At 75.6% G+C, this 24,603-nt stretch carries 20 protein-coding genes, 1 tRNA gene and 1 riboswitch; of the genes, 8 read left to right on the forward strand and 13 right to left on the reverse strand.

Annotated elements, in window-relative coordinates; genetic code table 11:
• Positions 1–89: 89 nt before the first annotated feature.
• From ACFV0O_RS16505 to ACFV0O_RS16525, 5 genes are all read right to left on the reverse strand, one after another.
• Positions 90–1,019 carry a sensor histidine kinase gene (locus ACFV0O_RS16505; protein ID WP_380341886.1) on the reverse strand — a complete coding sequence of 310 codons (930 nt, stop codon included), beginning with the start codon at positions 1,017–1,019 and terminating at the stop codon, positions 90–92.
• 233 nt (positions 1,020–1,252) lie between these two features.
• On the reverse strand, positions 1,253–3,532 hold the full coding sequence (locus tag ACFV0O_RS16510; RefSeq protein ID WP_380341829.1) for a SpoIIE family protein phosphatase: 2,280 nt from the start codon (positions 3,530–3,532) through the stop codon (positions 1,253–1,255).
• Between the two features lie 224 nt (positions 3,533–3,756).
• Positions 3,757–4,323 carry a TetR/AcrR family transcriptional regulator gene (locus ACFV0O_RS16515; RefSeq protein ID WP_380341831.1) on the reverse strand — a complete coding sequence of 189 codons (567 nt, stop codon included), beginning with the start codon at positions 4,321–4,323 and terminating at the stop codon, positions 3,757–3,759.
• Positions 4,324–4,397: 74 nt separating this feature from the next.
• Positions 4,398–5,279, reverse strand: a complete 882-nt coding sequence (locus tag ACFV0O_RS16520) for an alpha/beta fold hydrolase (protein ID WP_380341834.1) — start codon at positions 5,277–5,279, stop codon at positions 4,398–4,400.
• A gap of 66 nt (positions 5,280–5,345) precedes the next feature.
• A complete protein-coding gene (locus ACFV0O_RS16525; RefSeq protein WP_380341836.1) occupies positions 5,346–5,636 on the reverse strand; it encodes a YiaA/YiaB family inner membrane protein in 291 nt (96 codons plus the stop codon).
• Between the two features lie 196 nt (positions 5,637–5,832).
• Positions 5,833–5,991, forward strand: a riboswitch (cyclic di-AMP (ydaO/yuaA leader).
• Positions 5,992–6,003: 12 nt separating this feature from the next.
• Between ACFV0O_RS16525 and ACFV0O_RS16530 the strand changes: the two genes are divergently transcribed.
• Complete coding sequence (locus ACFV0O_RS16530) at positions 6,004–6,837, forward strand: M23 family metallopeptidase (protein WP_380341839.1); 834 nt, start codon at positions 6,004–6,006, stop codon at positions 6,835–6,837.
• A gap of 117 nt (positions 6,838–6,954) precedes the next feature.
• On the opposite strand, the gene ACFV0O_RS16535 is transcribed toward ACFV0O_RS16530, so the two are convergent.
• Positions 6,955–7,830 (reverse strand): hypothetical protein, encoded by an 876-nt coding sequence (locus ACFV0O_RS16535; RefSeq protein ID WP_380341841.1) that lies wholly within the window; start codon positions 7,828–7,830, stop codon positions 6,955–6,957.
• A gap of 42 nt (positions 7,831–7,872) precedes the next feature.
• Between ACFV0O_RS16535 and ACFV0O_RS16540 the strand changes: the two genes are divergently transcribed.
• The 4 genes from ACFV0O_RS16540 to ACFV0O_RS16555 all read left to right on the forward strand — a co-directional run bounded on the left by ACFV0O_RS16540 (position 7,873) and on the right by ACFV0O_RS16555 (position 10,711).
• Positions 7,873–8,445 carry a GNAT family N-acetyltransferase gene (locus tag ACFV0O_RS16540; RefSeq protein WP_380341844.1) on the forward strand — a complete coding sequence of 191 codons (573 nt, stop codon included), beginning with the start codon at positions 7,873–7,875 and terminating at the stop codon, positions 8,443–8,445.
• A gap of 185 nt (positions 8,446–8,630) precedes the next feature.
• On the forward strand, positions 8,631–9,401 hold the full coding sequence (locus tag ACFV0O_RS16545; RefSeq protein WP_380341847.1) for a sensor domain-containing protein: 771 nt from the start codon (positions 8,631–8,633) through the stop codon (positions 9,399–9,401).
• A 90-nt stretch (positions 9,402–9,491) separates the two neighbouring features.
• On the forward strand, positions 9,492–10,229 hold the full coding sequence (locus ACFV0O_RS16550; RefSeq protein WP_380341849.1) for a hypothetical protein: 738 nt from the start codon (positions 9,492–9,494) through the stop codon (positions 10,227–10,229).
• Between the two features lie 35 nt (positions 10,230–10,264).
• Positions 10,265–10,711 (forward strand): GNAT family N-acetyltransferase, encoded by a 447-nt coding sequence (locus ACFV0O_RS16555; RefSeq protein WP_380341852.1) that lies wholly within the window; start codon positions 10,265–10,267, stop codon positions 10,709–10,711.
• Here ACFV0O_RS16555 and ACFV0O_RS16560 read toward each other — a convergent pair.
• The 7 genes from ACFV0O_RS16560 to ACFV0O_RS16590 all read right to left on the reverse strand — a co-directional run bounded on the left by ACFV0O_RS16560 (position 10,708) and on the right by ACFV0O_RS16590 (position 20,174).
• Positions 10,708–11,877 (reverse strand): hypothetical protein, encoded by a 1,170-nt coding sequence (locus ACFV0O_RS16560; protein WP_380341855.1) that lies wholly within the window; start codon positions 11,875–11,877, stop codon positions 10,708–10,710. The genes ACFV0O_RS16555 and ACFV0O_RS16560 overlap by 4 nt on opposite strands.
• Positions 11,878–12,464: 587 nt before the next feature.
• Positions 12,465–12,538: transfer RNA gene (locus tag ACFV0O_RS16565), tRNA-Met, on the reverse strand.
• 95 nt (positions 12,539–12,633) lie between these two features.
• Entirely contained in the window at positions 12,634–13,980 is a 1,347-nt protein-coding gene (locus ACFV0O_RS16570) for a PrsW family intramembrane metalloprotease (RefSeq protein WP_380341858.1), read from the reverse strand.
• A gap of 115 nt (positions 13,981–14,095) precedes the next feature.
• On the reverse strand, positions 14,096–14,926 hold the full coding sequence (gene trmB, locus ACFV0O_RS16575; RefSeq protein ID WP_360257677.1) for a tRNA (guanosine(46)-N7)-methyltransferase TrmB: 831 nt from the start codon (positions 14,924–14,926) through the stop codon (positions 14,096–14,098).
• Between the two features lie 190 nt (positions 14,927–15,116).
• The gene (gene lhgO, locus ACFV0O_RS16580) at positions 15,117–16,352 is read right to left on the reverse strand and encodes an L-2-hydroxyglutarate oxidase (RefSeq protein WP_380341860.1); all 1,236 of its coding nucleotides are present in this window, start codon (positions 16,350–16,352) and stop codon (positions 15,117–15,119) included.
• A gap of 176 nt (positions 16,353–16,528) precedes the next feature.
• A complete protein-coding gene (locus tag ACFV0O_RS16585) occupies positions 16,529–18,106 on the reverse strand; it encodes a TROVE domain-containing protein (protein ID WP_380341862.1) in 1,578 nt (525 codons plus the stop codon).
• 640 nt (positions 18,107–18,746) lie between these two features.
• Positions 18,747–20,174, reverse strand: coding sequence for an MFS transporter (locus ACFV0O_RS16590; RefSeq protein WP_360257671.1), 1,428 nt, complete (start codon positions 20,172–20,174; stop codon positions 18,747–18,749).
• A 794-nt stretch (positions 20,175–20,968) separates the two neighbouring features.
• Here ACFV0O_RS16590 and ACFV0O_RS16595 point away from each other — a divergent pair.
• The 3 genes from ACFV0O_RS16595 to ACFV0O_RS16605 all read left to right on the forward strand — a co-directional run bounded on the left by ACFV0O_RS16595 (position 20,969) and on the right by ACFV0O_RS16605 (position 24,576).
• Positions 20,969–23,137: an asparagine synthase-related protein gene (locus ACFV0O_RS16595; RefSeq protein WP_380341864.1), complete on the forward strand. Its 2,169-nt coding sequence runs from the start codon at positions 20,969–20,971 to the stop codon at positions 23,135–23,137.
• 116 nt (positions 23,138–23,253) lie between these two features.
• Positions 23,254–23,775, forward strand: a complete 522-nt coding sequence (locus ACFV0O_RS16600; RefSeq protein WP_360257667.1) for a universal stress protein — start codon at positions 23,254–23,256, stop codon at positions 23,773–23,775.
• Positions 23,776–23,871: 96 nt separating this feature from the next.
• On the forward strand, positions 23,872–24,576 hold the full coding sequence (locus ACFV0O_RS16605) for a DsbA family oxidoreductase (protein WP_380341867.1): 705 nt from the start codon (positions 23,872–23,874) through the stop codon (positions 24,574–24,576).
• Positions 24,577–24,603: the final 27 nt, after the last annotated feature.

Below are 24,603 nucleotides of genomic sequence, written 5' to 3' on the forward strand. Positions count from 1 at the left end.
GCGGGGGTGTCGCGGTGGGGGGGCCTGGGCGGGGGGGTGGTCCCGGGGTCGGGGGGCTTTTTGTTGGGTATCGGGTTGTGTGTTTTGTGTTACAACCCCCCGCCCCCCGCCCCGCGCCCGGGGACGGTGGGCGGCAGCGGCTCGGTGAGCAGCGCGTTCGGGAGCAGGACGACCACGCGCACGCCGCCGTACGGCGAGGGCGCCGAGCTGAGGGTGACCCGGAAGCCGTACTGCTCGGCGAGCCGGCCGACCGCGGCCAGGCCCAGTTGGGGCACCTCGCCCAGCCGGGAGACCTCCAGGGTGCTGCCGCCCGCGAGCGCGGCGGACGCCTTGGCGACGGCCTGCTCGGGCATGCCGACGCCGCCGTCGTCGATCTCGATGACGGCGCCGTTGTGCACCGGCATGAGGGTGACGAACACCTGGGTGCTGGGCGGGGAGTAGCGGGTGGCGTTGTCCAGCAGCTCGGCGATCGCGTGGATCAGCGCCTCGGCCGCGGCGCCGACCACCGCGGTCTCGATCCGGCTGCGGACGACCACCCGCTGGAACGGCAGGATGCGTGACTGGGCGCCGCGGACGACGTCCTCCAGGGGGACCGGCTCCGGCCAGTGGCGGCCGGCCCGCGCGCCGCACAGCACGGCCAGGGTCTGGGCCAGCCGGGCCTGTTGGGCGGCGGCGTGATCGGCCTTGAGCAGGCCCTCCAGCAGGGCCGGGTCGTCGTGGGTGCGCTCCATCTCGTCCAGCAGGGCCTGCTGGTCGTGGGCCATCACCAGGATCCGGCGGGCGACGCTGAGGAAGGCCCGCTGGGTGGAGGCGGTGAGTTCCTGCTCCTGCTGGACGGCGGCCAGCTCGGCGCCGCGGCGGGAGAGTTCGGCGGTGAGCTGCTCCTGGAGGCGGGCGAGTTCGTGCTGCAGCCGGTCGGCACGGCCGCGCTGGGTGACGGACACGGCGTGGTACCGCGCGGCGGCCACGAGGGCGAGGACGGCGAGTACGCCGGTTGCCGTTACGGACCACTGAGTCATCGTCACGCCGCGAATTCTAGGGTGATGATCCTACGAAGGTGTGAACGGATCTCGCCAAGTGACCGGATCTCGTCAAAATCGAGTCAATCCGGCCTCAATCCGGACTCGTTCGCCCGCGATCGCCGCAGCTGGCGAGGGGTCGGCCGGGCCCCGTCGGGGCGGTCGGGACGGGCCGCCGGTGGGCCCGATGGCCGATTCGCGCCAGGGGGTGTGTGGGATGTGTGTGCAGGATGTTACGGAAGTGGTGACATTCGGTGCAGGAGCAGCAGTGCCACGTCATCCGGCCGGGACCGCCGCTCGGTGACGTTCAGGGTGAGCAGGTCGGCCAGCCGCTCCAGCGCGGGCGCCGGACCGATCCGGCCCGGTCCGGCCTGCCGGGCCCACAGCTCCAGCCCGCCGAGCATCCGCTGCACCGACTCGTCGTAGTCCTCCTCGCGGTCCTCGACCAGCCCGTCCGTGTACGCCAGCAGCGTCTCGCCGCCCGCCAGCCGGTCCACCGCCAGCGGGTACGGCAGGTCCGGGTCCACCCCCAGCGGCGGCCCGCCCGGCAGGTCCAGCTCCACGGCCCGGGCACCGGCGGTGATCCGCACCGGCGACGGGTGCCCGGCCCGGGCCGCCGTCAGCTCGCCGTCGGCCGGGTCCAGCGTCAGGTAGAGGCAGGTCGCGAACAGGTCGGTGTCCAGCTCGGACAGCAGCCGGCTGGTGCGGGTCAGCGTGGCGGCCGGGTCGTGCCCGTCCGTCGCGTACGCCCGCAGGCCGCTGCGCAGTTGGCCCATCACGGCGGTGGCCTCGGCGTTGTGCCCCTGGACGTCCCCGATCACCAGCCCGATCCGGCCGTCCGGCAGCCGCAGCAGGTCGTACCAGTCACCGCCGATCTGCATCCCCTCGGTGCTCGGCAGGTAGCGGGCGGCGCTGGCGACCCCCGGCAACCGGGGCAGGGTGCGCGGCAGCATCGCCCGCTGCAGCTCGGTGGCCCGGTGGTGATGCGTGTCGTACAGCCGGGCCCGCTCCAGGGACTGCGCGAGGATGCCGGCGAAGGCCGAGTACAGGGTGCGGTCCTCGCGGCTGAACGCCCGCTCGGCGGCGAAGGTGATCAGGCAGGAGCCGACCTGCTGCCCGGAGGCGACCAGCGGCAGCACCGCCCAGGCGGCCGGGGCGAGCGGGTCCCGCCGGGCGCGGGCGGCGGAGGGCTCGCTGAACAGCGGGGCGGAACGGGCCAGCGAACGCTGCATCACGGACTCCGACAGGTCCGCCAGCCGGGTGAGCTCGGTGCGGCGCGGCCCCCCGTAGACGGTGTGCGACACGGGCAGCAGCCGGCCCTCGTCCACCAGGTCGAGGACGATGCCCGCGGCGCCGAGGGCCGGGCGGACGATGTCGGTCACCGCGGTGGTGACGTCCCGGACGGTCACCGCCCGGGACAGGGCCCGGGTGAGCGCCAGCAGCAGCGCCGTCCGGGCTGCGCCCGGCGAAGCCCCCTCGTCGGCCGGCGGCCGCTCCCGGTGCCCGACGTCCGCGAGCAGCCCGGCGATCCGCACCGGCCGCCCGTGCACGTCCAGCATCACCTCGCCGGACTCCTCCACCTGCGCCACCCCGCCGTCGTGGCGCAGCACCCGGTAGCCGATCCGGTAACGCCCGCCGGCGGCCAGCGCCTCCGCGAGCGCGGCCTGCACGTCCGGCAGGTCCTCCGGATGGACCAGCCGGTCCAGCTCGGGGGCGGCACCGTCCGGGGACACCGGCCGGCCGGTCACCCGGAACGCCGCGGCGTCCCAGAAGCTCTCCCCGGTGACCAGGTCGCGCTCGAACGCGCCGTGCCCGGCGGACCGGACGGCGAGTGACAGCAGCGGGTGGGCCAGCCCGGCGGGGAGCGCGTCCGCCCCCTCCGGCGCCGGGCCGTCGGATAACCGGACGCCGTGCGGCGAACGGGCGTCCCGCGGGAGCCGGGCGTCCGCGTGGTCCAGCAGGTGGGAGAGCCGGTGCGCGCAGGCCTCGGCGATCGTCTCCAGGACGTCCAGGTCACGGCGGGGGACGGTGCCCCGGTGGGCCAGGGCCAGCGCGAGCACGCCGACCGGCCGCTCGTCCACGACCATCGGCAGGGTGATCACGGCGACCATCCCGGTGCCCATGCCGGTGTTCCGGTTCGGGTAGTCGACGCCGGTGTGCTCCGGGCTCAACAGGTACGGGCGGCGCAGCCGCAGGGCCATCGCGGCGGGCAGCTCACCGGCCGGATCGACCACGCTGTAGCGCTCGTGCGCCCAGTCCGGCAGCCCGTGCGAGACGGTCAGCCGGAGCATGCCCGCCGAATCCAGCAGGTAGAGCGCGGAACCCTCGCCGGTGATCCACACCGGGCCCTCGGCCAGGACGGTGCCCAGCAGTTCGGCCGCGTCGGCGCAGCCGAGCAGCAGGCGCACGCAGCGCATCGCACTGCGGGCGGTCGGACTGCTCAGTGGGGTCCGGCGCCGGTCCGGCGTCCGGTTCTCGTCCGGTGTCCGGTTCTCGTCCTCGGAGGGGGGCACTGATTCTTAATACCCCATTTCCCCGGACGGTGAGGGGTGACCCAGCCGCCGCACCGGCACCGGCACCGACACCGGCACCAGCACCGGGGTCCGGTCGTCCGGGACGTCCTGCGCCACCGCGCGCACCGGACGCAGCGGCAGCGCCGACGGCGGCCACCCGTACGGCATCAGGATCGGCCGCCGGCCGCCCGCCGCCCCGACTGCCGCCCCGACTGCCCGGCCTGCTACGCGGGCCAGCTGCGGAGGCCGGTGGTGAGGGTGGTGATGAGGCGCTCCTGGGTGGTGGCGAGGTCCTCGGAGAGCCGGAAGGCACCGGCGGTGGTGAGGGAGGCGAAGCCGTGGGCGAGGGAGCGGACGGTGCGGGCGGCGTGGATCGCCTCGGAGCCGTCGAGGCCGTACTCCCGCAGGACGGCGATGATCACGCCGACGAGCCGGGTGGCGGCCCGGGCCAGGTCGTCGTCGGGCTGCGGGGCCTGGGGGAGGGCGTTGTAGCGGTGCGGGCGCTCGGTGGCGTAGGCGTGGTAGGCGCGCAGGACGGCGGCCACGGCGTCGTCGCCGCTGCGGCCGACCGCGGCGTCCGCGAGGCGGTCGGCGAGTTCCTCGGTGACCCGGACGGCGATCATCCGCCGCAGTTCGGCGAGGCCGCCGCTGACGTGCTTGTACAGGGAGGGGGTGGCGACCCCGGCGCGGGCGGCGACCGCGGCCAGGGTCAGTGCTTCGGTGCCCTGTTCGTCGATGAGGGCGAGGGCGTGGTCGACGACCTGGTCGGGGGTCAGTCCTACGCGGGGCATGGCTTCGGGTTCTCCGTACGGGAGTCGGGCGGGGAATCTGTCGGGCGCCGGCGGGGAACGTCGGGCGCCGGCGGTCAGGCGAGTTCGGCGAGGAAGGGCAGCAGGGCGTCCGCGGTGGCCTGCGGGGCGTCGGCCATCGGGTAGTGCCCGGATCCCTCGATCATCGCCTTCCGCGCGCCGAGTGCCGCGACCTGCCGGTCGGCGACGAGTTCGGGCTTCGGGAAGTCGGGGTCCTTGCTGCCCATGACCACGAGTGCCGGGCACCGCACTGCGGCGGTCCAGCCGGCCGGCGCGGAGTCCCCGCTGACGTAGCCGCGGGTGGCGGTCTTGCGGCCGGGGGTGCGCAGGGCGGCGACCAGCCCGTTCACGTACGCGTCGAAGTCGGCGGGCTTGGCGCCGGGGAAGGCCATCCGGCGCAGGTAGAAGCCCCAGGAGGCGGGCCAGTGGACGATTGCCGCGCCCATCAGGCGCAGGGCGCCGCGCATGAGGGCGCCCGGCTGCGGGTTCTCGACGAAGGCGTCGATCAGGACGATTCCGGCGACCCGCTCCGGCGCGTCCCCGGCGGCCTTGACGACGGTGGCGCCGGTGTAGGAGTTCCCGGCGAGGACGGCGCGTTCGATGCCGAGGTGGTCGAGGAGGGCGAGGACGTCGTCGGCGATGGCGGCCGGGCCGTAGTCGTCCCAGGCGATGGAGGATTCGCCGAAGCCGCGCAGGTCCACGGTGACGACCCGGTGGCCGGCGGCGACGAGCAGGGGGCGGAGGTGCCGGTACGCGGCCCGGCTGTCGAGCATGCCGGGGAGCAGGACGACGGGGGTGCCGTCGCCCTGCCGGGTGTCGTCGAAGGCGATGCGCCCGCCAGGCAGGGCCAGGTACTGGGTGTCGGGGGTGTCGGTGGCGTTCATGGTGGGCCTCCTCGGTCCGCCGTCGCGGGCATCGGCGGTGCTGCCGATAGCCATAAAGCTAAGGCTAATAGCCTTAGCTGTCAAGCGTCCGGGCGCGGGAGGAGGTCGGGCGCTCCCGCCTCAGGCCCCCTCGACCCTGAACGGGTCGTGCTCGCTGAGCAACTTGTCCAGCCGGGCCTGGTCGACCCGGCTGACGATCTCGTTCGACTCGTGCCGGTCCCGGACCACCTTCGCCAGGGTGAACGCGGAGGTGGCGGTGTAGAGGAGGCCGATCCCGAGGAAGGCCCGCGTCCACCCGCCGACCGGCAGGTAGGCGATCCCGACCGCGACGGCGGTGCCCGACAGGGCGAAGGAGAGGATGGCCTGGACGTAGTACGCGGCCGTGGTGCGGTTCTGCATCGGTGCGCTCATGGCGCCAGGATGCGGCCGCCCGGTGTGACCGCACATGAGTAGGGGTACTCAGATGGGGTGCTCGCATGAGGGGTCGTTCGTTGACGTCCGATCATCCGCTCCGCGGTCGTCCCGGACGGATGGCTTGGAATCGGAGCGCCCTAGGATTAACGTTTGATAACGCAGCGCGGTCGTCAACGCCGTACCCAGACGGCACCGTGCGCCGTCGCCTAATCCCGTCGGCCGGCCTCCGGGCAGGTCAGGGAGCCGGGGAACCACGTTCCTTGGGGTGAATCGGCGGGGCCCCGGCCCGGCCGTAGGAGACCTTCCTGCTCCGAACCCGTCAGCTAACCCGGTAGGCGCGAAGGAAGGAAAGGAGCGCGCCTCCGTGGCGTCGACGCACACCCCGGCACACCCGGCCGGCCCCGCAGCCGGTACCCAGCTCCTCGACCACCCCGGCGCGGACGCGCCCGAGGCCTTCGGCCCCGAGGTCGAGACCAACCGGCACCGGATGCCGCGTCAGACCCGCGGCGCCTCCCCGCTGCTCGGCGTCACCGCGGTCGCCGCCACCCTGGGCGCCACCGGCTTCGCCTCGGCCACCCCGGCCGCCGCCCCCGCCGTCGAGGCCCCGGACGAGACCCCGGTCGCCCTCTCCGCCGACCCCGGCCTCGCGCTCGCCGCCCGCATCCAGCAGCAGGCCGACAGCCAGCGCACCGCCGCGGAGGAGGGCGCCCGCGTGCAGGCCGCGCAGGAGGCCGAGGCCAAGGCCGCCGCCAAGGAAGCCGAGGCCAAGGCCGCCGCCAAGGAGGCCGAGGCCAAGCGCGCCGCCGCCCTCACCCTGCCGGTGAAGGACTACCGGCTCTCCGCCCACTACGGCCAGAGCGCCCGCTACTGGGCCAACGTGCACACCGGCCTGGACTTCGCCGCCGACACCGGCACCGCGGTGTACGCGCTCGGCCAGGGCACCATCACCTCGGCCGGCTGGTCCGGCTCCTACGGCTACCGGATCGTCGAGACGCTGCCCGACGGCACCGAGATCTGGTACTGCCACCTCTCCTCGATCATCAAGGGCGCCGGCCAGGTCACCTCGGGCCAGCAGATCGGCAAGGTCGGTGCCACCGGCAACGTCACCGGCCCGCACCTGCACCTGGAGGTCCGCCCCGGCGGCGGCGCCCCGGTCGACCCCGAGCCCTGGCTCCAGCAGCGCGGCCTCACCCCGTAGCGGACCCTCCGCCGGGGCCCCGGAAGCGCGCGGAGCCCCCGGAGCACCCCGGGCAGCCCCCGAAGCAGCGCGGAGCCCCCGGTCGTACGCGACGACCGGGGGCTCCGTCACGACGTCTCACTCCTCCGCGGGCAGCTGCGCCAGGTACGCGTCGATCTCCTCCGGGCCCGGCTCCGGCGCCAGCTCCGGGAACTCCTCCACCAGCAGCCGCGGCAGCCCCGGCACCGTCCACACCCCGAACAGGTCGAGCGCCGCGTCGACCGCCGCTTCCTCGAACTGCCCGAAGTCACCGGTCAGTTCGTCCGGCATCGGTCGGCCGAGCGCGTTCAGCTCGGCCAGGTTGCGGTAGCTGCGCCGCATCAGGCCCTGCTCCAGCAGTCGCCGCGCGCCGTCCGTGGCCATGCCGACCGACAGCACCCGGCCCGGTCCCCAGCCCTGCTCGTCCGGCTCGTCCAGCCAGCCGGCCGGCGCCAGCGCCTCGTACGCGGCCAGCCGTTCCTCCTCGGCGAGCTCCCCGAAACCGGCCAGCCAGTCCCGCACCGCCGCCCCGTCCGCGACGTCGACCCCGTACGCGTGCAGCAGCAGTGTGTACAGCCGGGGCCAGGTCACCAGGTCGGCGCGGCGCAGCAGCCCGGCCGCGACCTCGCCCTGCCACTCGGCCTCCGCGTGCAGCCGCTCCTGGCGCTTGGCGTTGAGCCGCCGGGCCGCCCGCTGGTGGTCGATCAGCAGCCGGACGGCGTCGCCGTACGCGAGCGGGTCCTCCTCGGGCAGGGGTTGGACGTACAGGTGGAGCCGCTCGTACAGCAGGTGCTCCACCGCGTCGGAGGTCAGTTCGGGCCAGCCGTCGTGCATCCTGCTCCCGCCCAGCTCCAGCAGCGCCAGCACCGCGCGCAGCGGCCCCTCGGCCACCGGCGTGCGGCCCTGATCGGCCGCCCAGGCGAGCAGGTCGGCGGCCCTGGTGCGCGGGGCGAGCCGCAGGTCTTCGTCGTTCATAGTCCGAACGGTAGTCGCCGGGGGCCGGTAGGGTCGGCAGCCATGGTCCCCGTACGACTCGTCGGCCCCCGGCTGGCCATCCGCGAGTACCACCACACCGACGGCGACGTGGACGCCCTGCACGCGCTGTTCGGCGACCCGGAGGTCACCCGCCACCTGCCCTTCGAACCCTGCGACCGCGAGTCCTGCGCCGACCAGATCGAGCTCTACCTGGAGCAGGCGATGGCCGAGGAGCGGGACACCTACCGGCTCGCCGTCACCAGGCTCGCCGACGCCGAGGACCCGCAGGACGCGACGCCGATCGGGCACGCCTCGCTCACGCTCGGGACGTACCGCTCCGCCCACCTCGGCTACGTCCTCGGCCGCGCGTCCTGGGGCCACGGCTACGCGGGCGAGATCACCGGCCTGCTCTGCGACTTCGCCTTCCGGACCCTGGACCTGCACCGGCTGGCGGCCCGGGTCGACGTGGACAACACGGCCTCCGCCAGGGTGCTCACCAAGCTCGGGTTCCGGCTGGAGGGGCGGGCGCGGCAGGACCGGTTCAAGGACGGCGCCTGGTCCGACTCGTACCGCTACGCGTTGCTCGTCGACGAGTGGCCGGGTCCGACCGGCTGAACCGGGCGAGCGGCCTCCGCCGAGCCGGCCCGCGGCCGGCCGGCGACCGGCGGGCCCGCGGGCGGGGGGTTAACCCCACCCCCGATCCGCCAGGCCTCCGGATGCCCCCCGACCCACCGGTCCCGCCAGACTGTACGACGTCAGCGAACGCGGACGACGTCAGGACGAGGGCCGGGGGCCGGGACATGAGCAGCAGCCGAAGCACGCTGGAGTACGCGGGGGACCTCCTGGGCGGGTACGGCGACGACCCGCACGCCGCCGACCCGCACGCCGCCGACCCGCACGCCGACCGCGCCCGCCGGACCGAGCGGCCGCCCGTCTTCTGGGCGGCGCCGTTCTCCGCGCACTACTACCGCGAGATCGGCTACGTGCTCAGCGGCCTGCCGGTGGCGATCGCCGGCTTCGCCGTCGCGATCACCCTGTTCTGCCTCGGCCTGGGCACCTTCGTCACCGTCCTCGGCCTGCCGGTGCTGGCCGGCCTGACCGCCGCCGGCCGCGGCTTCGGCCGGCTGGAGCGGGCCCGGGCGCGCGGCATGCTGGCCCTGGACGTCCCCGGCCCGAAGCCGGTGCGCCCGGTCCGTCCGGGCGCCTGGGGCGCGATCACCGCGCGGCTGGCGGACGGCGCGGGCTGGAAGGCCGCGCTGCACCAGGTGGTGATGTTCCCCTGGGCCGTCTTCAGCTTCACCATGACGCTGGCGTTCCTGCTGGCCGGCTGGGCGATGGCGCTCTACCCCGTCTACCACTGGGTGTTCCCGACCTACACCGACTGGCGCGGGTACAAGCTCTTCGACTACACCGACGGCCACCACGTCCAGCACGTCTACTACATCGAGGGGATGTGGCAGATCGCCGGGTTCTCGCTGGTCGGGGTGGTGCTGGTCTTCCTCACCGCGCAGCTGGTCCGCGGCCTGACCAACGTCAACCGGGCCGCCGCCCAGGGCCTGCTGGGCCGCTGAACACCGCCGTCGGCGACGGGCCGACCACCGGGCCCCGGCCCCGTCCGCACTCCGGATGCGGCCGGGGCCGCCGCGTGTTCGGATGACCGGGTGGCCGTCGCAGGCATTCCCCCCGAACCCCCGGACGTCCTGGTCACCTCCCGTCCGCTGGACGAGTACTGCGCCCTGTTCGACCTCACCCGGGCCCAGCTCGCCGCCCTCCCCGGGCCGCTGCTGGACTGCCCCGGCGGCGCGGCCGGCCTGGCCGCCGAGGCGCGCGGACTGGGCTGCCGGGTGATCGCCGCGGACCCGGCGTACGCGCTGCCGCTGCCGGTGGTCGCGGACCGTGCCCTGACCGCCCGGGCGGCGATGGCCGGCGCGATGGCCGCCCGCCCGTTCCTCTACCCCTCGCCGCTCCCGCACCGGCCCGAGCGCTACCTGCGCAGCTGGGACCGGGCCCGCCTGCTGTTCGCCGCCGACTCGGCCGCGCACCCGCAGCGCTACGTGGCCGCCGCGCTGCCCAGGCTGCCGTTCGCGGACGGCACCTTCGCCCTCACCCTGAGCTGCTACCTGCTCTTCGCCTATCCCGAACTCTTCGGTCCGGAGCGTCAGTTGGCCGCCCTGATCGAACTGGTCCGGGTCACCTCGCCGGACGGCGAGGTCCGGGTCCAGCCGCTGCACGACGGGCACGGCCGCCGCTGCGGGCACCTCGACCCGCTGCGGTACGCGCTCGGCGAGTGCCGGATCGCCAGTGAGGTCCGCCGCTTCCCCCGCGCGGAGGACGGCCGCACCCGTCGCGTCCTGGTGCTGAGGGCGGCCGACCGTCGCCGCCGCCGAGCCGGAATGTAATGGTCATTCATGGGTGTCACTCCTATACTCGCCGCATGAGCGAGATCACGATCCGGCGGGCCGGAGCAGCCGACGCCGACCGGCTCACCGAGCTGATCCAGGCCTCCGCCGCCTACCGCGGCGCCTACGCCGCCATGATCGACGGCTACCGGGTGACACCCGACTACCTCGCCCGGCACGAGGTGCGGATGGCCGTCGACGGCGCCGACGAGCGACTGCTCGGCTTCTACGCACTGATCCGCGAACCGGCCGAACTGGACCTGATGTTCGTCGCCGACCCGGCCCAGGGACTCGGCATCGGACGGCAGCTGATCACGGACATGCTCGACCGTGCCCGGGCCACGGGGATCAGCGCGGTCAAGGTCGTGTCCCACCCGCCCGCCGAGCCCTTCTACCTGCGGATGGGCGCCGAGCGCACCGGCACCCGGCCGCCGCAGCCCAGGACTCCCTGGGAGCAGCCCGAACTGCGCTTCACCGTCTAGGAACCGCCCCCGGCGGGACCTGAGCCCCCGGCGCCCCCGGCCGGACCTGCGTCCCCTGCCGTACCGGCCGGACCTGCGGACCCGGCCGGTACGGCAGGGCCGGACGGCTGCGCCGGGACGAAGGCCGTCACCTGCAGCCGGGACAGGATCTTCTCCGCCAGCCAACTGCGGTCCGACGCGTACGGAATGCCCCGCGGATCGACCAGCTGCGCCGCCACCGCGTCCCGCAGCCGCTGCGCCCCGGCGGCCGGCAGCCGGGAGAGCAGCCCCCGGGCGGCCAGCAACGCGTGGTACTGCTCGAAGCCCGACCGCGGGTGCTCGATCGCCTCCAGCACGCTCGCCAGGTCCGCCAGCGACGGGTCGCCCTGCATCAGCGCGAGCGCCTGGATCCGCCGCCCCTCGGAGCCGTCCGCGAAGAGGTCCCGCACCTGGTCGGCGGTCAGCGCCGAACGCCGGGCGGTCGAGCGGACCTCGGCCACCACGCCCTCCGGCCCGGCCGGTGAGCCCGCGGCGGGCGGCAACTGCCCGGCCAGCGCGGCGGGGTGCTCCGCGCTGCCGCCCAGCAGCCCGAGCTGCTGCATCGCGCGGACCCGCAGGTCGTCCGCACCCACCTTGTCGCCGTGCCGGTCGCGGTCCTGCCCGGCGAGGAAGAGGTCGAGGGCCCGGTCGGCGTCGTTCAGCACCTGCGGCAACGCGAGCCTGGTCACCAGCCAGCCCGCCAGGAAGCCGAGGACCAGGAAGTAGAGCACCAGCGCCGCCGCGAACGGCACCGCGGCGTCACCACCGCCGAGCACGGGCGCCAGCGCCGTCCCGAGTCCGTGCAGCCGCTCGCCGAGCGAACCGAGCTGGGTCAGGCCGACGCCCAGCAGCACCTTGGTCAGCCAGTCCGAGACCTGCTCCAGATTGGTGTTCGGCACGTACGAGCCCTGCGGCTGCTCCGAGCCGCCGCGCACCCGCGGCACCCCGAACAGGAAGCCCAGCCCGCCGCCGAGCACCGTCGAGGCGCCGGCCGTCACGAGTCCGCCGCCGAGCGCCTGCCAGACGTGGTCCCGGCCGAGCGCGAACAGCAGCAGCCCGGCCAGCCCCGTCCCGGCCAGTACTGCGGTGGCACCCCGCTGCGCCGTCCGCAGCGCCGGACCGCCGCCCGGCCGTCGCGCCTTCGCCATCGCCATCCCCTACCCCCTGTGCCCGTGTCGCTCCGCTCCGGAACCCCGCGCCGACTCTAGGGCTTGTCGGACAAGCCCTGGCGCCGGGGCCCCACCACGAGAACGTCCCGGGCGCGCCCCGGCTACGACACGGGGAGCAGCGACCTGCGGAGCACCGATGGGCGCCCCCGGTCGCGACACGGGGGAGAAATGCAGACGACCCGCGGGCTGCTCCTCCGCGCCGGCCCGTGCACTGGCCAGGCGCCGAGGCACCGGGGATGTACCGGTGAGCCCGCGGGCCGGGTGACTGCTGTGGATTTCGCCTGCCGGAGGCCGTGGGCCTCACCCTGCGCAGGCAGGGGCGGCTCTAGCGAGCAGCCACCTCACGCATCCCGAAAGTACTCAACTCAGGATCACCTCCTTTCAGTGTGCTGCCACGATAGGCAGCCCACCGGCGGGAGGGCAACGGATTAAATCGCGGCCCTCGCCGGGGCGGTCCGCAGCCGGCACCCCGGAACCGCCCGGCCCCGGAACTGTCCGGCCCCGGAACTGTCCGGGGAACGCGAAAGGCCCGGAGGAAGAATCCTCCGGGCCTTTCGGCTACTGAGTAGCGGGGACAGGATTTGAACCTGCGACCTCTGGGTTATGAGCCCAGCGAGCTACCGAGCTGCTCCACCCCGCGTCGGTGAACACAACAATACGTGGAAGTCGCCGAGATGGGAAATCCGTTCTCCGGCCGCCCCCGGTGCCGGGTCCCGGGCGGCCCGCCGGGGGGCTTCAGGCCGCCCCGACGGAGCGCCCGACGGAGTGCCCGGCGGTTCCCCGCCCGCCCCGCGCCGCGCGCCGGTCCGGGCGGGCCGAGCGGGCCCTCGCCCAGGCCGCGAAGCAGACCAGCGCGACGAAGCAGGGCACCATCAGCGCCGCGTACACCACCAGGAAGCCGTCCGTGCCGAGGTCGGCGGCCGCGTTCCAGGTGCCGTGCAGCACCATCGCCGCCAGCAGCCCGGCCGGTGCGGCCAGCCGGGCGAGCCGGCGCCGGCCGGTGGTCAGGGCGACGGCCAGGCCGATGCCGGTGAGCGCGGTGAACAGCGGGTGGGCGAACGGGGAGAGCAGGGCGCGCAGCACGAAGGTCTGCACGGTGCCGTCGAAGTCGCGCAGGCTGGGCGGATCGCCGAGGCCGATGCTGTCCAGTCGCTGCCGCTGGTCGCTGGTGAAGGCCCGCCCCAGGTAGAGGACGTTCTCGGTGAAGGCGAAGCCGCACGCGGTCATCCCGCCGAGCACCACCCCGGCGGCCAGGGTGCGGGGCCGGGAGCGGCGGTGCGGCGCGCCGCCGGACGGCGGGGCCGGGCGGAGGTAGGGCAGCGGCCGCAGGTACGGGCGCAGTCGGCCCCGGGCGTGCGGTCCGACCGGGCGGCGCTGGTACGGGCGGGGGCACCGGGGCTCGGACGACCTGCGCAGCAGCGGCGCGCAGGGGCGCCCGGTGCGGCGGCCCCGGCAGCGCAGTCGTCGGCCGAACGGCAGCAGCAGCACCAGCAGCGCGGTGGCCTTGGCGGTCTCCTCGATCACCGGGGTGGCGAGCCCGGCGCCGAGCAGTTCGCCGAGCCGCCCCTGGTGCCTGGTCAGGTAGCCGGCCGTCCAGTTGTTGGCGAGGATGGCGACGGTCGTGGCGGCGCAGGCGCCCCAGCCGAGGCAGAACACGGTGTGCCGCAGCGGCACCCGGGCGGTGAGGTTGAGCCAGGCCAGTCCGCCCAGGACGAAGGGCAGCGGCACCATCGCCAGGCCCAGCCCGACCAGCAGCCCGACGGTGCCGGTCTGCCGCTGGACCAGGTGCAGGATCAGCACCCCGCAGCCGATCAGGGTGAGGACGGCGGTCGCGGTGACCGAGGAGAGCGCCACGGAGCGGCGGCGGCCCGGCGGCCGGCCGGTGGCGGGGGCGTCCGCGGCCGCCGACGGGGGTCCGCCCGGCCGGGGCAGCAGGCGGTGGTCCCGGCGCTTCCGGGGGCCCGGGATGGTCCGGGTGTCTCCGGTGCGCGGGACCGTCTCCGGTGCGTAGGCGGCGACCTGAACAGCCGTCCGGACAGTCCGGGCGGTCGGCCGGGACCCGCCGCCGGACGGGCTGCCCATGCGGCACAGGGTAGGCCACGGCGGCGGTCCGCCGGGAGGACTCGGGACGAACCGTCCGCCCGGGGCGCGTCGGCGCGGTCGCCGTGCGGCCGCCGTTCGAACGGCGGCCGGAGGGTCAGCGGCGGCGGAACAGCAGGTCGTGGACCACGTGGCCCTTGGCGATCCCGGCCCGTTCGAACTTGGTGACCGGACGCCACTGCGGTCGCGGTGCGTAACCGGGGATGCTGCCGTCCGGGTGGTCGGCGGGCTCCAGCCAGCCGGTCCCGTCACCCTCGGGGTGCAGGTTCTCCAGCTCCGGCGAGGCGGACAGCACCTCCAGCATCTGCTCCGCGTACGGCTCCCAGTCGGTGGCGCAGTGCACCAGCGCGCCGGGGGCGAGCCGGGGCAGCACCAGGTCGAGGAAGCCGGACTGGACCAGCCGGCGCTTGTGGTGCTTGGGCTTGGGCCACGGGTCGGCGAAGAAGACCCGCAGACCGGCCAGCGAGGCGTCCGGGATCATGTCGCGCAGCAGGATGACCGCGTCGCCGGCGGCGGTCCGGACGTTGTCCGAGCCGTCGCGCTCCAGCAGTCCGAGCAGGTTGCCGTGGCCCGGGGTGTGCACGTCCGCGGCGAGGATGCCCATGGCCGGGTCGGCGGCGGCCATCGCGGCGGTGGTCTCGCCCATGCCGAAGCCGATCTCCAGCGTCACCGGCAGCTCGCCGAACAGCTCCCGCAGATCGAGCGGGGTGCCGTCGATCGGGATGCCGTAGGTCTCCCAGCTCCGGTCCAGCGCGCTCGCCTGGGCGTTGGTCATCCGGCCCCGGCGCGGCTGGAAGCTGCGGATGCGGCGTTCCCGGTGCTGGGCCTCGGTGGCCTTGTGCGGGTACATCGGCGCGGGGTAGGCGGCCGGCGCCGCGGACATCCGGGCGGACGGCGAGGGCTGGGGGATCGGGGCGGTGGCAGTCACAATCCCCCGAGTCTACGGGGCCGCGCGGGGCGCCCGACGGGGTGTGTGACGGGGCTCATCCGGGTTCCGGTCACGCGGCCGGTCCGCCTGCTTCCGGTGCCCGGGCCGCCTGCTTCCGGTGCCCGGTCCGTCCGCTCCCCGGGCCCGCGGTGGCCGCTGTCGTCGCCGGTCCGTCCGCCCCCGCGCCCGGTCATCCGCCCGCCTCCAGGGCGGCCAGCGCCCGGCGGGCCACCTCCCGGCCGATCGGCAGCGAGGCCGTCGCGGCGGGGGAGGGGGCGTTCAGCACGTGCACCGCGCGGCGGGGGGAACCCGGGTCGGCCGGGTCGAAGCCGGCGAAGGCGAAGTCGTCCAGCAGCGAGCCGTCCCGGGCCACCGCCTGGGCCCGCACCCCGGCGGTGGCGGGCACCAGGTCCTCGGCGCCGACGGCGGGCAGCAGCCGCTGCACGGCCGCGGTGAACGCCCGCTTGGACAGTGAGCGGTGCAGCTCGCCGAGTTCGTACCGCCAGTGCCGGCGGGCGATCCGCCAGGTACCGGGGAAGGCCAGGGTCCCGGCCAGGTCGCGGGGGCTGACGGTGCGCCGGTCGTACCCCTCGCGGGCCGTCGCGGGCACCGCGTTCGGGCCGACGTGGACGTCCCCGTGGACGCCTCGGGTGAGGTGCACGCCGAGGAAGGGAAAGGCCGGGTCGGGCACCGGGTAGACCAGGCCGCGCACCAAGTCCCTCCGCTGCTCGGTCAGTTCGTAGTACTCGCCGCGGAACGGCACGATCCGCACGCCGGTCTCGTCCCCGGCCAGCCGGGCGATCCGGTCGCTGTGCAGCCCGGCGCAGTTCACCAGCACCCGGCAGCGCAGCTCGCCGGTGGCGGTGCCCACCGTCACCGCGTCCCGGCGCCGGGCCACCGTCCGGACCCCGCTGCCGGTCCGCAGGTCGGCGCCGGCCTCCCGGGCCAGCCGGGCGTAGGCGGCGGCGACGGCCGGGAAGTCGCAGACGCCGGTGGTGGCGACGTGCAGCCCGGCGATGCCGGTCACCTCGGGTTCGTACCGGGCGATCCCGGCCCGGTCCAGTTCGGCGACCGGGATGCCGTTCGCCCGCCCGCGCTCCGCCAGCGCCGCCAGCCGGGGCAGTTCGGCGGCGCCGGTGGCCACGATCAGCTTGCCGGTCACCTCGTGCGGGACGCCCTGCTCGCGGCAGAACGCCACCAGTTCGGCGGCGCCCGCGACGGCGTACCGGGCCTTGTACGAGCCGGGGCGGTAGTAGACGCCGCTGTGGATCACTCCGCTGTTGCGCCCGGTCTGGTGCGTCGCGAAGCCGGACTCCTTCTCCAGCAGCGCGACCCGTGCCCCCGGCCGCGCCCGGGTCAGCGCGTACGCCGTGGCCAGTCCGACGATCCCGCCGCCCACCACCAGCACGTCGACCTCGTCCGCCACCGCAAGCTCCTCGCCTCGCCCGGCCGCCCCGCCGCCGATGCTGCCACGGCGCCCCGCACGGGTCGAGGGCGCGAACGCTGCGCGCCGCGACGCCGGACGGCCGGGAAGGGACCACCCCCGTGGACCCCTTCCCGGCCGTCCGGCAGGACCGACGGCCGCACCGGCCGCCGGTCCTGCTACTCCTCCCAGGGCCAGTGGGCGTTCGCCCCGGCCTCCAGGAGGGGGATGAGGCGGAAGGCCGCGTCGCTCAGGCCGCCGAAGGTGTGGCGGTACGCCCCGCCGCTGGCGCCGTGGGCCGGGGCGTAACCGGCCAGGTTCCAGGTGTAGACGGGGACGTGGGCGGGGACGGCGGCGAGCGGGTCGCCGCCCCAGTGGTTCGGCCCGGTCTGCTCGTCGGTGACGATCACGACCCGGTCGTGGCCCCGGTAGTGGGTGCGGACGGCCTCGGCGGTGTTGGTGCCGCCGAGGCTGGAGAAACGGTCCAGCACCCGCAGCACCGCCTCGCCCCGGCCGACCTCGACCACCCGGCTGGTGGTGCCGAACTCGACCAGGTCCGCCTCGGCGGCGCGGACCTTCAGCGCGGTGCCGAAGATCGCCGCCGAGTCGGCCCGGTTGAGCTCGGTCGGGCCGCCGGACCGGTCGAACATCGAACCGGAGCGGTCCACCAGGACCAGCGTCCGGCCCGGCAGCTCCGGCACGTTGGCCAGCGAGTGGCCGAGCGCGGTCTCCAGCGCGTGCCCCCAGCGCAGCGAGGGCGCGTGCCGGTACGCGGACAGGTAGCGGAACGGGAACTGGCGCGAGCGCCGCACCTCGCCCCGGTCGGAGATCCGGCGGCACACCTCGGCCGCGACCGCGTCCGACACCCCGGCCCGGTCGAAGTTGCGCAGGTTGCGCACCAGCGCCATCGGGCCCATCGACGGGATGACCGCCTCCCAGACCGGCGCGTCCAGCGGCCCCCGCAGCCAGCCCGCCAGCGCCTCCCAGGTCAGCCCGGCGGCGGCCAGCCGCTCGGCGCCGTCCTCGGCCGTCACCGCGTCCCGACGCTCCTCGACGGGCAGCGCGAGCAGTTCGCGGTTCGCGGTCAGCAGCGGGTCGGCCGCGGGCGGGACGGCCTCCTCCGGCCGGTGCCGGCGGTCCAGCGCGTACGCGAACAGGGCGCCCTGCCACGGCTTGTCCGGGTCCGGCGAGGGGTGGGTCAGCTCGATCACGTCGCCGAAGCGGTAGCCCTTGCCCGCGGTGTCGTACTTGAGCAGCGAGCGGGCGTCGTAGAGGCGGCGGACGGCGTCCGCGACGCCGCGCTTGAGCGGCTTGGGCAGCGCCCGGCCGTAGCGCGAGGTCCAGTACGCGAGCAGCTCGCCGGGCTCGTCGGCGCGCCGCAGCACCGCCGCGACGGCCTGCCGGGAGTGCCCGTGGGCGCCCGCGTCGAGCCGGGCCCGGGTGAACTCGGCGGCGCCCACCAGGGCCGCGGTGCGCATGTGCGCGCCGTAGCGCAGCCAGCGCAGCAGACCGAGGGTCCACTCCGGTTCGGCGACGGCGAGTTCGCGCACGAGCGCGGTGTAGCGGTCGTCGCGGTCGCCGCCGTGCTCGTAGTAGGTGTCCTTGCCGACCATGTTGGCCACCGCGAGCAGGAACAGCTCGGACTTGCGGTCGCGGACGTGGCCGACGCCGCCGTTGTGGTTGCGGGTGAGCTGCCCGGTCGTGGCCACCGGCGAACTCGGACCCGCCTTGCTCTTGCGAATGTTGAACCTGGACATACGACAGCCCCCCTCGGTGTGCTGGTGTCAGTGGGAGGGAGGCATGCTGCGTCCGGGGTGCCCGAGATCGTGCCGGCCGTGGGACGGTCGACGTCGGCGGAGGTGTATGCCTTGTGCTCTACCCGATTGAGCTAGCGGCCGCGCTCGCGCACGGCACGCCCGGGACTCGAACCCGGAACCCCAAGATCCGAAGTAACCCCCGCCTGCGCACCGGGCACTCCGGAGCGCGCTGCCTCCCGAGATCAGGTCGGCGGCGGTGTTTCGCGGGCTCGAACCGCTACGCCGGAGAACCGGCGTCTACCAGAAGTAACCGCTGCCGTCGCACCGGGAGGTGCGGACGAACTATTCACGTGTAGGTGTCCGGAGTTCAAGACGGCTGAGGTGACGTAGCTGCTCTGGCCACTGAGCTACACCGGCCCGAAGCCGGTGACGGGATTCGAACCCGCGACCTGCCCATTAGGAGTGGAAGTAACCTCTGCCTGCGCACCCGGACGAGAGAGACCCTAGCCAGGCCCCTCCCGCCGTCGCACCTCATTTATCGTCAGGCCGTCCTGCACCGTCCGGACCGTCGTTCACCGCCCTGGCTGCCCTGACTGCCCTGACTGCCCTGGCTGCCCTGGCCGTCCGGGCCCGCCGCCGTTCACGCCGGGGCGACGATCACCGCCCGCGCCCGCTCGGCCAGCTCCCGCACCCGGCGCTCGCCGTGGAACGGCTCCAGCCGCCGCAGCATCTCCACCACGTACTCCCGGCTGCGCTGCGAGGAGATCCGGCCGGCCACCTCGACGGCGCGTTCGCCCGCGGCGACCGCGGCGTCCAGGTTGCCCGCCTCCGCCTCGGCCATCGCCGAGACCACCAGCCGCAGGCCGTGCGAGCGGACGAAGCCCTCGGTGGGCGTGGCCAGCGCCTCGCGGGTGAACTGCCGGACCTTGGAGGGCACTCCGAGGTCGCGGAAGCACTCGGCGGCGTCGGCGGCGAGCCGGTCGTAGGCGTAGAAGTCGATCCACGCCGGATCGGGATCCCCGGCGCGCGCTCGTTCGAGTGCGCTCTCCGCCGCTCCGAGCGCCGTCGCACACGCTGCCGCGTTGCGGGCCTTGGCCTGGGCCCGGGCCTCCACCAGGTGGAAGAAGCTCATGGTGCGGGCGGTGGCCAGACCCCGGTTGCGCTCCAGCGCGGCCTGCGCCAGGTCGACCGCCTCCTCGGCGAAGCCCCGGTAGCCGGCCTGCAGGCTCATCGAAGCCAGCACGTAGCCGCCGAGCGGCACGTCCGCGCCGGCCCGGGCGAGCCGCAGGGCCTGGATGTAGTACCGCTGGGCGGCCTCGTGCTGCCCGGTGTCGAAGGCCATCCACCCGGCCAGCCGGGTCAGTTCGGCCGTCGCGCCGAACAGCGCCCGGCCGACCGCGTCGCTGTACGAGGCCAGCAGCAGCGGCGCCGCCTCCACCCGCAGACACTCCGGCACCATCGACGAACGCCAGTCCCCGCCACCGTACTTGGAGTCCCAGCGGCGGGCCTCCTGGGCGGCCTCGCGGAGCTTGGCGGCGTCCGAGTGGCCGACCCGGTAGGAGGACGTGTCGCTCGGGGAACGCGGCACCTCGCGGGCCACCGAGCCGTCCGCCGGGGCGATCAGCCAGCGGGAGACGGGCGTCGCGTAGGCGGCAACCGAGAAGGTGCCGGCCAGGCTGTCGCTCCACCGGCCGCCGCCGGGGCCCCGGCGCAGGTCGAGGTCGACCCGCCACAGGTCGGTGGCGGAGCGGACCGCCTCGGCGACGTCGCGCGGGAAGGCCAGGCCGAGTTCGGGCGCCGGGTCGGTGTCGCCCAGGCCGATCTCCTCCAGCGGGACGGGCCGGCCGAGCTTGCCGCCGATCGCGGTGGCGATCAGGTGCGGCACGGGCCCCTGGGGGACCATGCCCTTGCTCACCCAGCGGGCCACCGAGGTCTTGTCGTACCGCAGGGTCAACCCGCGTTGCGCGCCGAGGTCGTTGACCCGGCGGGCCAGCCCGGCGTTGCTGATCTGGGCGAGGGTCAGGAGCGTGCCGAGCCGTTCGTTCGGTCCACGGGGGCTGACGGTCATGGTGGCGGCTGCACCTCCTGCGGCCTTGTGCGCGGGGCCCGGGCGGCACCGGGCCGTAGCTGCAGTACCTAGAGTAGTCGGACGCGTTCCGACGGTTAAGAGGTCGCATTCCGGATGGCGGGATCGCGCACTCGCCGGTGCCGCACGGGGGTTGGTCCGGACCACTCGGATCCGGCCGATCGGCCCGCGCGCCGGAGCGTCGTGCTCCGGTCCCGTGTTCACGTGCGCCCGGCCGTGCCCCCTGGCCCGACCGGCTGGTCGGCGATTCGCTGGTGGTCGTGGGTCGGCCCGCCGTCGAGGACCCGGCGGGCCGGGTGATGCCGCCGCCTCGATCCCCGCGGGCGGCGGTGAAGTCCGGGAGGGCATGCGGATGCCCTCCCGGGCAGGGCGACGCCTTTCGGCCATCTCGCGATGCCCATGCCAAGGCGGCCCGCGGGCGGTCCGGGCCGGGGAGGGGAAGGCCCGGCCCGCCCGGTTCCACCGCCCGCCGGACACCGCCCCGCCCACCGCCGGCCGCCCGCCGGACACCGCCCCGCCCACCGCCGGCCGCCCGCCGGACACCGTCGCGCCCACCGCCGGGCACCGTCGCGCCCCGCCCCGGGCCGGTCACCCCGAACCGGAACCCGCAACACCGGCCACGGTGACGCCGAGCGGTGGCACGATGTCCCTGACGACGCGTCGGGCTCGCGGGGCACGTCCGGACGCGCGCGGGCCGCCACGGCACACCCCACCCGGCCGCCCGCCCGGCGGCGGACGCGCCGCGCGGATGCAGGTCCTCGTCCGGTGGAGGCACGATGCGGTGGCTGACGGGCTGGTGCACGGGCGCGGCCCGGGCGGGTGCACCCGTGCACGAGGGGTTCGGCGCGGTCGCACCGATCGCCGCGCGCCCCCTGTGGGGCGGCCCCGACCCGCTCTGGGCCGTCGGCGACTGGCGCCCCGAGGAGATCCGCCTGGCCACCCTCCGGCCCGGCGCGCCCGCGGTGGTCCGCACCGGGCCCACCGCTCCCGACCCGGTCGAGGACACCCCCGCCACCACCCGGCTCGCCGTCCTCGGCCACTGCGGCGCCACCGACGCCGAACTCGCCGCCGGTCTCGCCGCCGCCCGCGGCGGCGCCGTCCGCCACCTGACCGCCTGGCCCGGCAGCTACACCGTCGTGCTGCGCTCCGGCACCCGCTCCACCCTGCTGCTCACCGACCTCGCCGGCGCCCGGCCGGTGTTCCACACCCCCTGGGGCAACGGCACCGCCTACGCCACCGCCGCCCTGCCGCTGGCCGACCTGGTCGGCGCCGCGCTGGACACCGGCCACCTCGCCGCCCGCCTCGCCTGCCCCGAGTCCCCCGAGGCGCTCGGCACCGGCACCCCGTACCTGGGCGTCCAGCAGGTGCCGCCCGGCCACGTGCTCGGGATCCGCGGCGGCCGTCCGTACCTGTCCGCCTACGACAGTCCGGCCTCCGCCGAGCAGCCCCGCGACGAGGCGCCCGCGGTCCGCGAACTCACCCGCGCCCTGCTGGAGTCCGTCCGCTCGCGGGTCCGCACCACCGCACCGGTCCCCGACCCCGCCGGCCGGGCCCGGCTCGGCGTCGACCTCTCGTACGGCACGGCCTCCGCCACCGTCGCCCTGCTCGCCGCCGCCGTCCCGCTGCCACCGGTGCCCGCAGCGACCGTCCCGGCCCGCAGGACGGCGGGGGCCGACGCCGCGCCGGGGGCCGCGGAGGCCGCAGCGGCCACCTGGGCCAGGAACGGCGCGGTCAAGGGCTCTTGGGCCCGCGCCGCGCCCCGGGCCCCCGCCGCCCCCGAACAGCTGGCCGCCGTCACGCTCGGCGAGACCGAGCCCCCGGCCACCCTCGTCCTCGCCCCCGACACCCCGCGACTGCGGCACACCGTGCTCGACCCCGACCCCGGCACCCTCCCGTACGCCGGCCTGCGCACCGACCCGCAGGCCGGCCGGCTCACCGACGAACCCGGGCCCGAACTCGTCGCCGCCGCGCGGGCCGAGGCCCGCTTCGACGCCGGCGGCACCGACCACCTCACCGGCTACGGCGCCCGCCAGGTCCTCGACGGCCACCCGGCCCGCCTCGCCGACCTCATCCGGGCCGGTCGCCCGCGTGAACTGCTGTCCCCGGTCGCCGCGCTGGCCGGGGCCGACCGGGCCGCCGCGGGCGTCCTGACCGGTGCGCTGCGCACCCCGCTCACCGTGGTCCTGGCCGCCCACCGGCTCTCCCGGGTCCGCTACGCGGAGGCGCTGGACGAGGCCGCCGCCAGACTGACCGCCCGCCACGTCCCGGACGGCGGCGGGACGGCCGGGAGCCGTTCGGCCGTCGACCTCGCCTGGTGCGTGCCCGGACCGGCGGCCCGCTGGCTCTCCGACGAGGCACTCTCCTCGGTGGCCCTGCGACTCCGGGTGGCGGCGCGCAAACCGGCGCCCGACGAACACCCCGGCGCGCACCGAGCCCGGCACGCCCTCTACCGTCAGGCGCGCTCCTTTCGCACGCTCGTCCACGCCGCCGAACAGCCCGGCCAACGGCTGCACGCGCCCTTCCTCGACAACCAGGTCGTCCGCGCCGCCCGGCTGCTCCCCGACGACGTCCGCCTCCAGCCCGGCGCCCGGCACGCCCTGCTGCGCGCCGTCCTCACCGGTGCCGGCCGTACCGACCTGCCCCCGGACTGGGGCCGCGGCCCCCGACCCGACCGCACCGCCCCCGCCCGCGCCGGCCTGCGCCTCGCCGCCGACGGCCTCGCCGAACTCTTCGACGCCCCCCTCCTCGCCGAAGCCGGCCTCATCGACCTCCCCGCCGTCCGGGCCGGTCTCGCCCGCTCCGCCGATCCCCTCTCCCCGGCCGCCCTCGCGGGCCTCGCCGACCTCGTCTCCACCGAGCTCTGGCTCCGCCGCGTCCGCGCCCGCCGCCACGGCGCCTGCTGGACCGGGCTCCCGCACCCCGAGCCCCCGGCGCTCGGTCCCTGACAGCCGGGACGCGCCCCCGGGCGCCCGTCGCCTCCTCTCGGCGCGGTGGCGGCCGCGGCGTCGGCGGGGCGGGCCATGATGGCGGGGTTGTGGATCCCGGGCGAGGAGGGTGTGCGGTGGCCGGTGGGAGCGCGGGGCGGGACGTGCCCGTGGTGCTGTCGGTGCTCGGGCGGCCGCCGACGGGGCGGCCGGCGGGGGTGCTGGCGGCGTGCGACGGGTCGGACGGGTCGCTGTGGGCGCTGGACCGGGCGATGACGGAGGCCGAGCTGTTCGGCCTGCCGCTGTACGTGCTGGCCGTGGTGAACCCGGCGCCGGCCGGTTACCCGCCGGGCATGGCGGAGCTGGTGCGGGAGAGCGTGGAGACGCTGGTCGAGAGCACGGCGGACGGGCTGCGCCGCTCGGTGACCGCCGTGCAGCGGCAGCGCCCCGCCCCGTTCGAGGGGCAGATGTCGCTGCACGTGGTGCTGGGCAACGTCATCGAGGTGCTGCTGGAGGCGGCGACCCGGCAGCACACGCTGGTGGTCGGCACCCGGGGCAACGGGGGCTTCGCCCGGCTGCTGCTGGGCTCGGTGAGTTCTGCGCTGGTGCACCACGCGGCGTGCCCGGTCCTGGTGGTCCCGGCGCCGCCCGCGGGGTGAACCGGCAGGTCAGGGAGTTGTCGGGAATGTACCGAGATGGTTCATCGTTCACCCATCTCGTCCACTTCTGACAAGACGCCCCCTGGAGACCCCCGCATGAAGGTCGAGATCTGGTCCGACATCGCCTGCCCCTGGTGCTACATCGGCAAGCGCCGCTTCGAGCAGGCCCTCGCGGACTTCCCGGGCCGGGAGCAGGTCGAGGTCGTCTACCGCCCGTACCAGCTGGTCCCGGACGCCCCCGCGACGGCGAGCCCGCACCGCGCCTGGCTGGCCGACCGCTACGGCCCGCAGTCCGTGGCGATGGACGCCCGGGTGGCCGAGCTGGGCCTGGCCGAGGGCATCACGTACGACTTCGACGCCGCACTGCACGCCAACACCCTCCTGGGCCACCGCCTGCTGCACCTCGCCGAGGCCGAGTACGGCGCGGCGGTCCAGGGGCGGCTGAAGGAGGCGCTGCTCAAGGCGCACTTCACCGACGGCGTCGACGTCGGCGACCGCGCCGCCCTGGCCGACGTCGCCGTGGCGGCCGGTCTGGACCGGGACCGGGTGACCGCCTACCTGGCGGGCGACGAGGGCACCGCCGAGGTCGAGGCCCAGCTGGCCGAGGGCCGGGAGCTCGGCATCAGTGCCGTGCCGACCTTCGTGTTCGAGGGCAAGTGGGCGGTCCAGGGCGGCCAGGACGCCGGGACCTTCCGCAAGGTGCTGGACCAGGTCGCCGCCGAGATCGGCGAGCGCCGGCCGGCCCCGGTGCAGGTCGCCCCGGCCGGGGAGGGCTGCGCGGACGGCGTCTGCGCCGTCTGACCGCGCTCCACGCCGGTCACCGCCCCG

The sequence above is a fragment of the Kitasatospora sp. NPDC059577 genome (genome assembly GCF_042735475.1).
GTDB lineage: Bacteria > Actinomycetota > Actinomycetes > Streptomycetales > Streptomycetaceae > Kitasatospora.

Coding starts and splice junctions, on each gene's coding strand:
- ACFV0O_RS16505 (WP_380341886.1), bottom strand. CDS start 1,019: ATGACTCAGTGGTCCGTAACGGCAACCGGCGTACTCGCCGTCCTCGCC.
- ACFV0O_RS16515 (WP_380341831.1), bottom strand. CDS start 4,323: ATGCCCCGCGTAGGACTGACCCCCGACCAGGTCGTCGACCACGCCCTC.
- ACFV0O_RS16520 (WP_380341834.1), bottom strand. CDS start 5,279: ATGGCTATCGGCAGCACCGCCGATGCCCGCGACGGCGGACCGAGGAGG.
- ACFV0O_RS16525 (WP_380341836.1), bottom strand. CDS start 5,636: ATGAGCGCACCGATGCAGAACCGCACCACGGCCGCGTACTACGTCCAG.
- ACFV0O_RS16535 (WP_380341841.1), bottom strand. CDS start 7,830: ATGAACGACGAAGACCTGCGGCTCGCCCCGCGCACCAGGGCCGCCGAC.
- ACFV0O_RS16540 (WP_380341844.1), top strand. CDS start 7,873: ATGGTCCCCGTACGACTCGTCGGCCCCCGGCTGGCCATCCGCGAGTAC.
- ACFV0O_RS16545 (WP_380341847.1), top strand. CDS start 8,631: ATGAGCAGCAGCCGAAGCACGCTGGAGTACGCGGGGGACCTCCTGGGC.
- ACFV0O_RS16555 (WP_380341852.1), top strand. CDS start 10,265: ATGAGCGAGATCACGATCCGGCGGGCCGGAGCAGCCGACGCCGACCGG.
- ACFV0O_RS16560 (WP_380341855.1), bottom strand. CDS start 11,877: ATGGCGAAGGCGCGACGGCCGGGCGGCGGTCCGGCGCTGCGGACGGCG.
- ACFV0O_RS16570 (WP_380341858.1), bottom strand. CDS start 13,980: ATGGGCAGCCCGTCCGGCGGCGGGTCCCGGCCGACCGCCCGGACTGTC.
- ACFV0O_RS16585 (WP_380341862.1), bottom strand. CDS start 18,106: ATGTCCAGGTTCAACATTCGCAAGAGCAAGGCGGGTCCGAGTTCGCCG.
- ACFV0O_RS16590 (WP_360257671.1), bottom strand. CDS start 20,174: ATGACCGTCAGCCCCCGTGGACCGAACGAACGGCTCGGCACGCTCCTG.
- ACFV0O_RS16595 (WP_380341864.1), top strand. CDS start 20,969: ATGCGGTGGCTGACGGGCTGGTGCACGGGCGCGGCCCGGGCGGGTGCA.
- ACFV0O_RS16605 (WP_380341867.1), top strand. CDS start 23,872: ATGAAGGTCGAGATCTGGTCCGACATCGCCTGCCCCTGGTGCTACATC.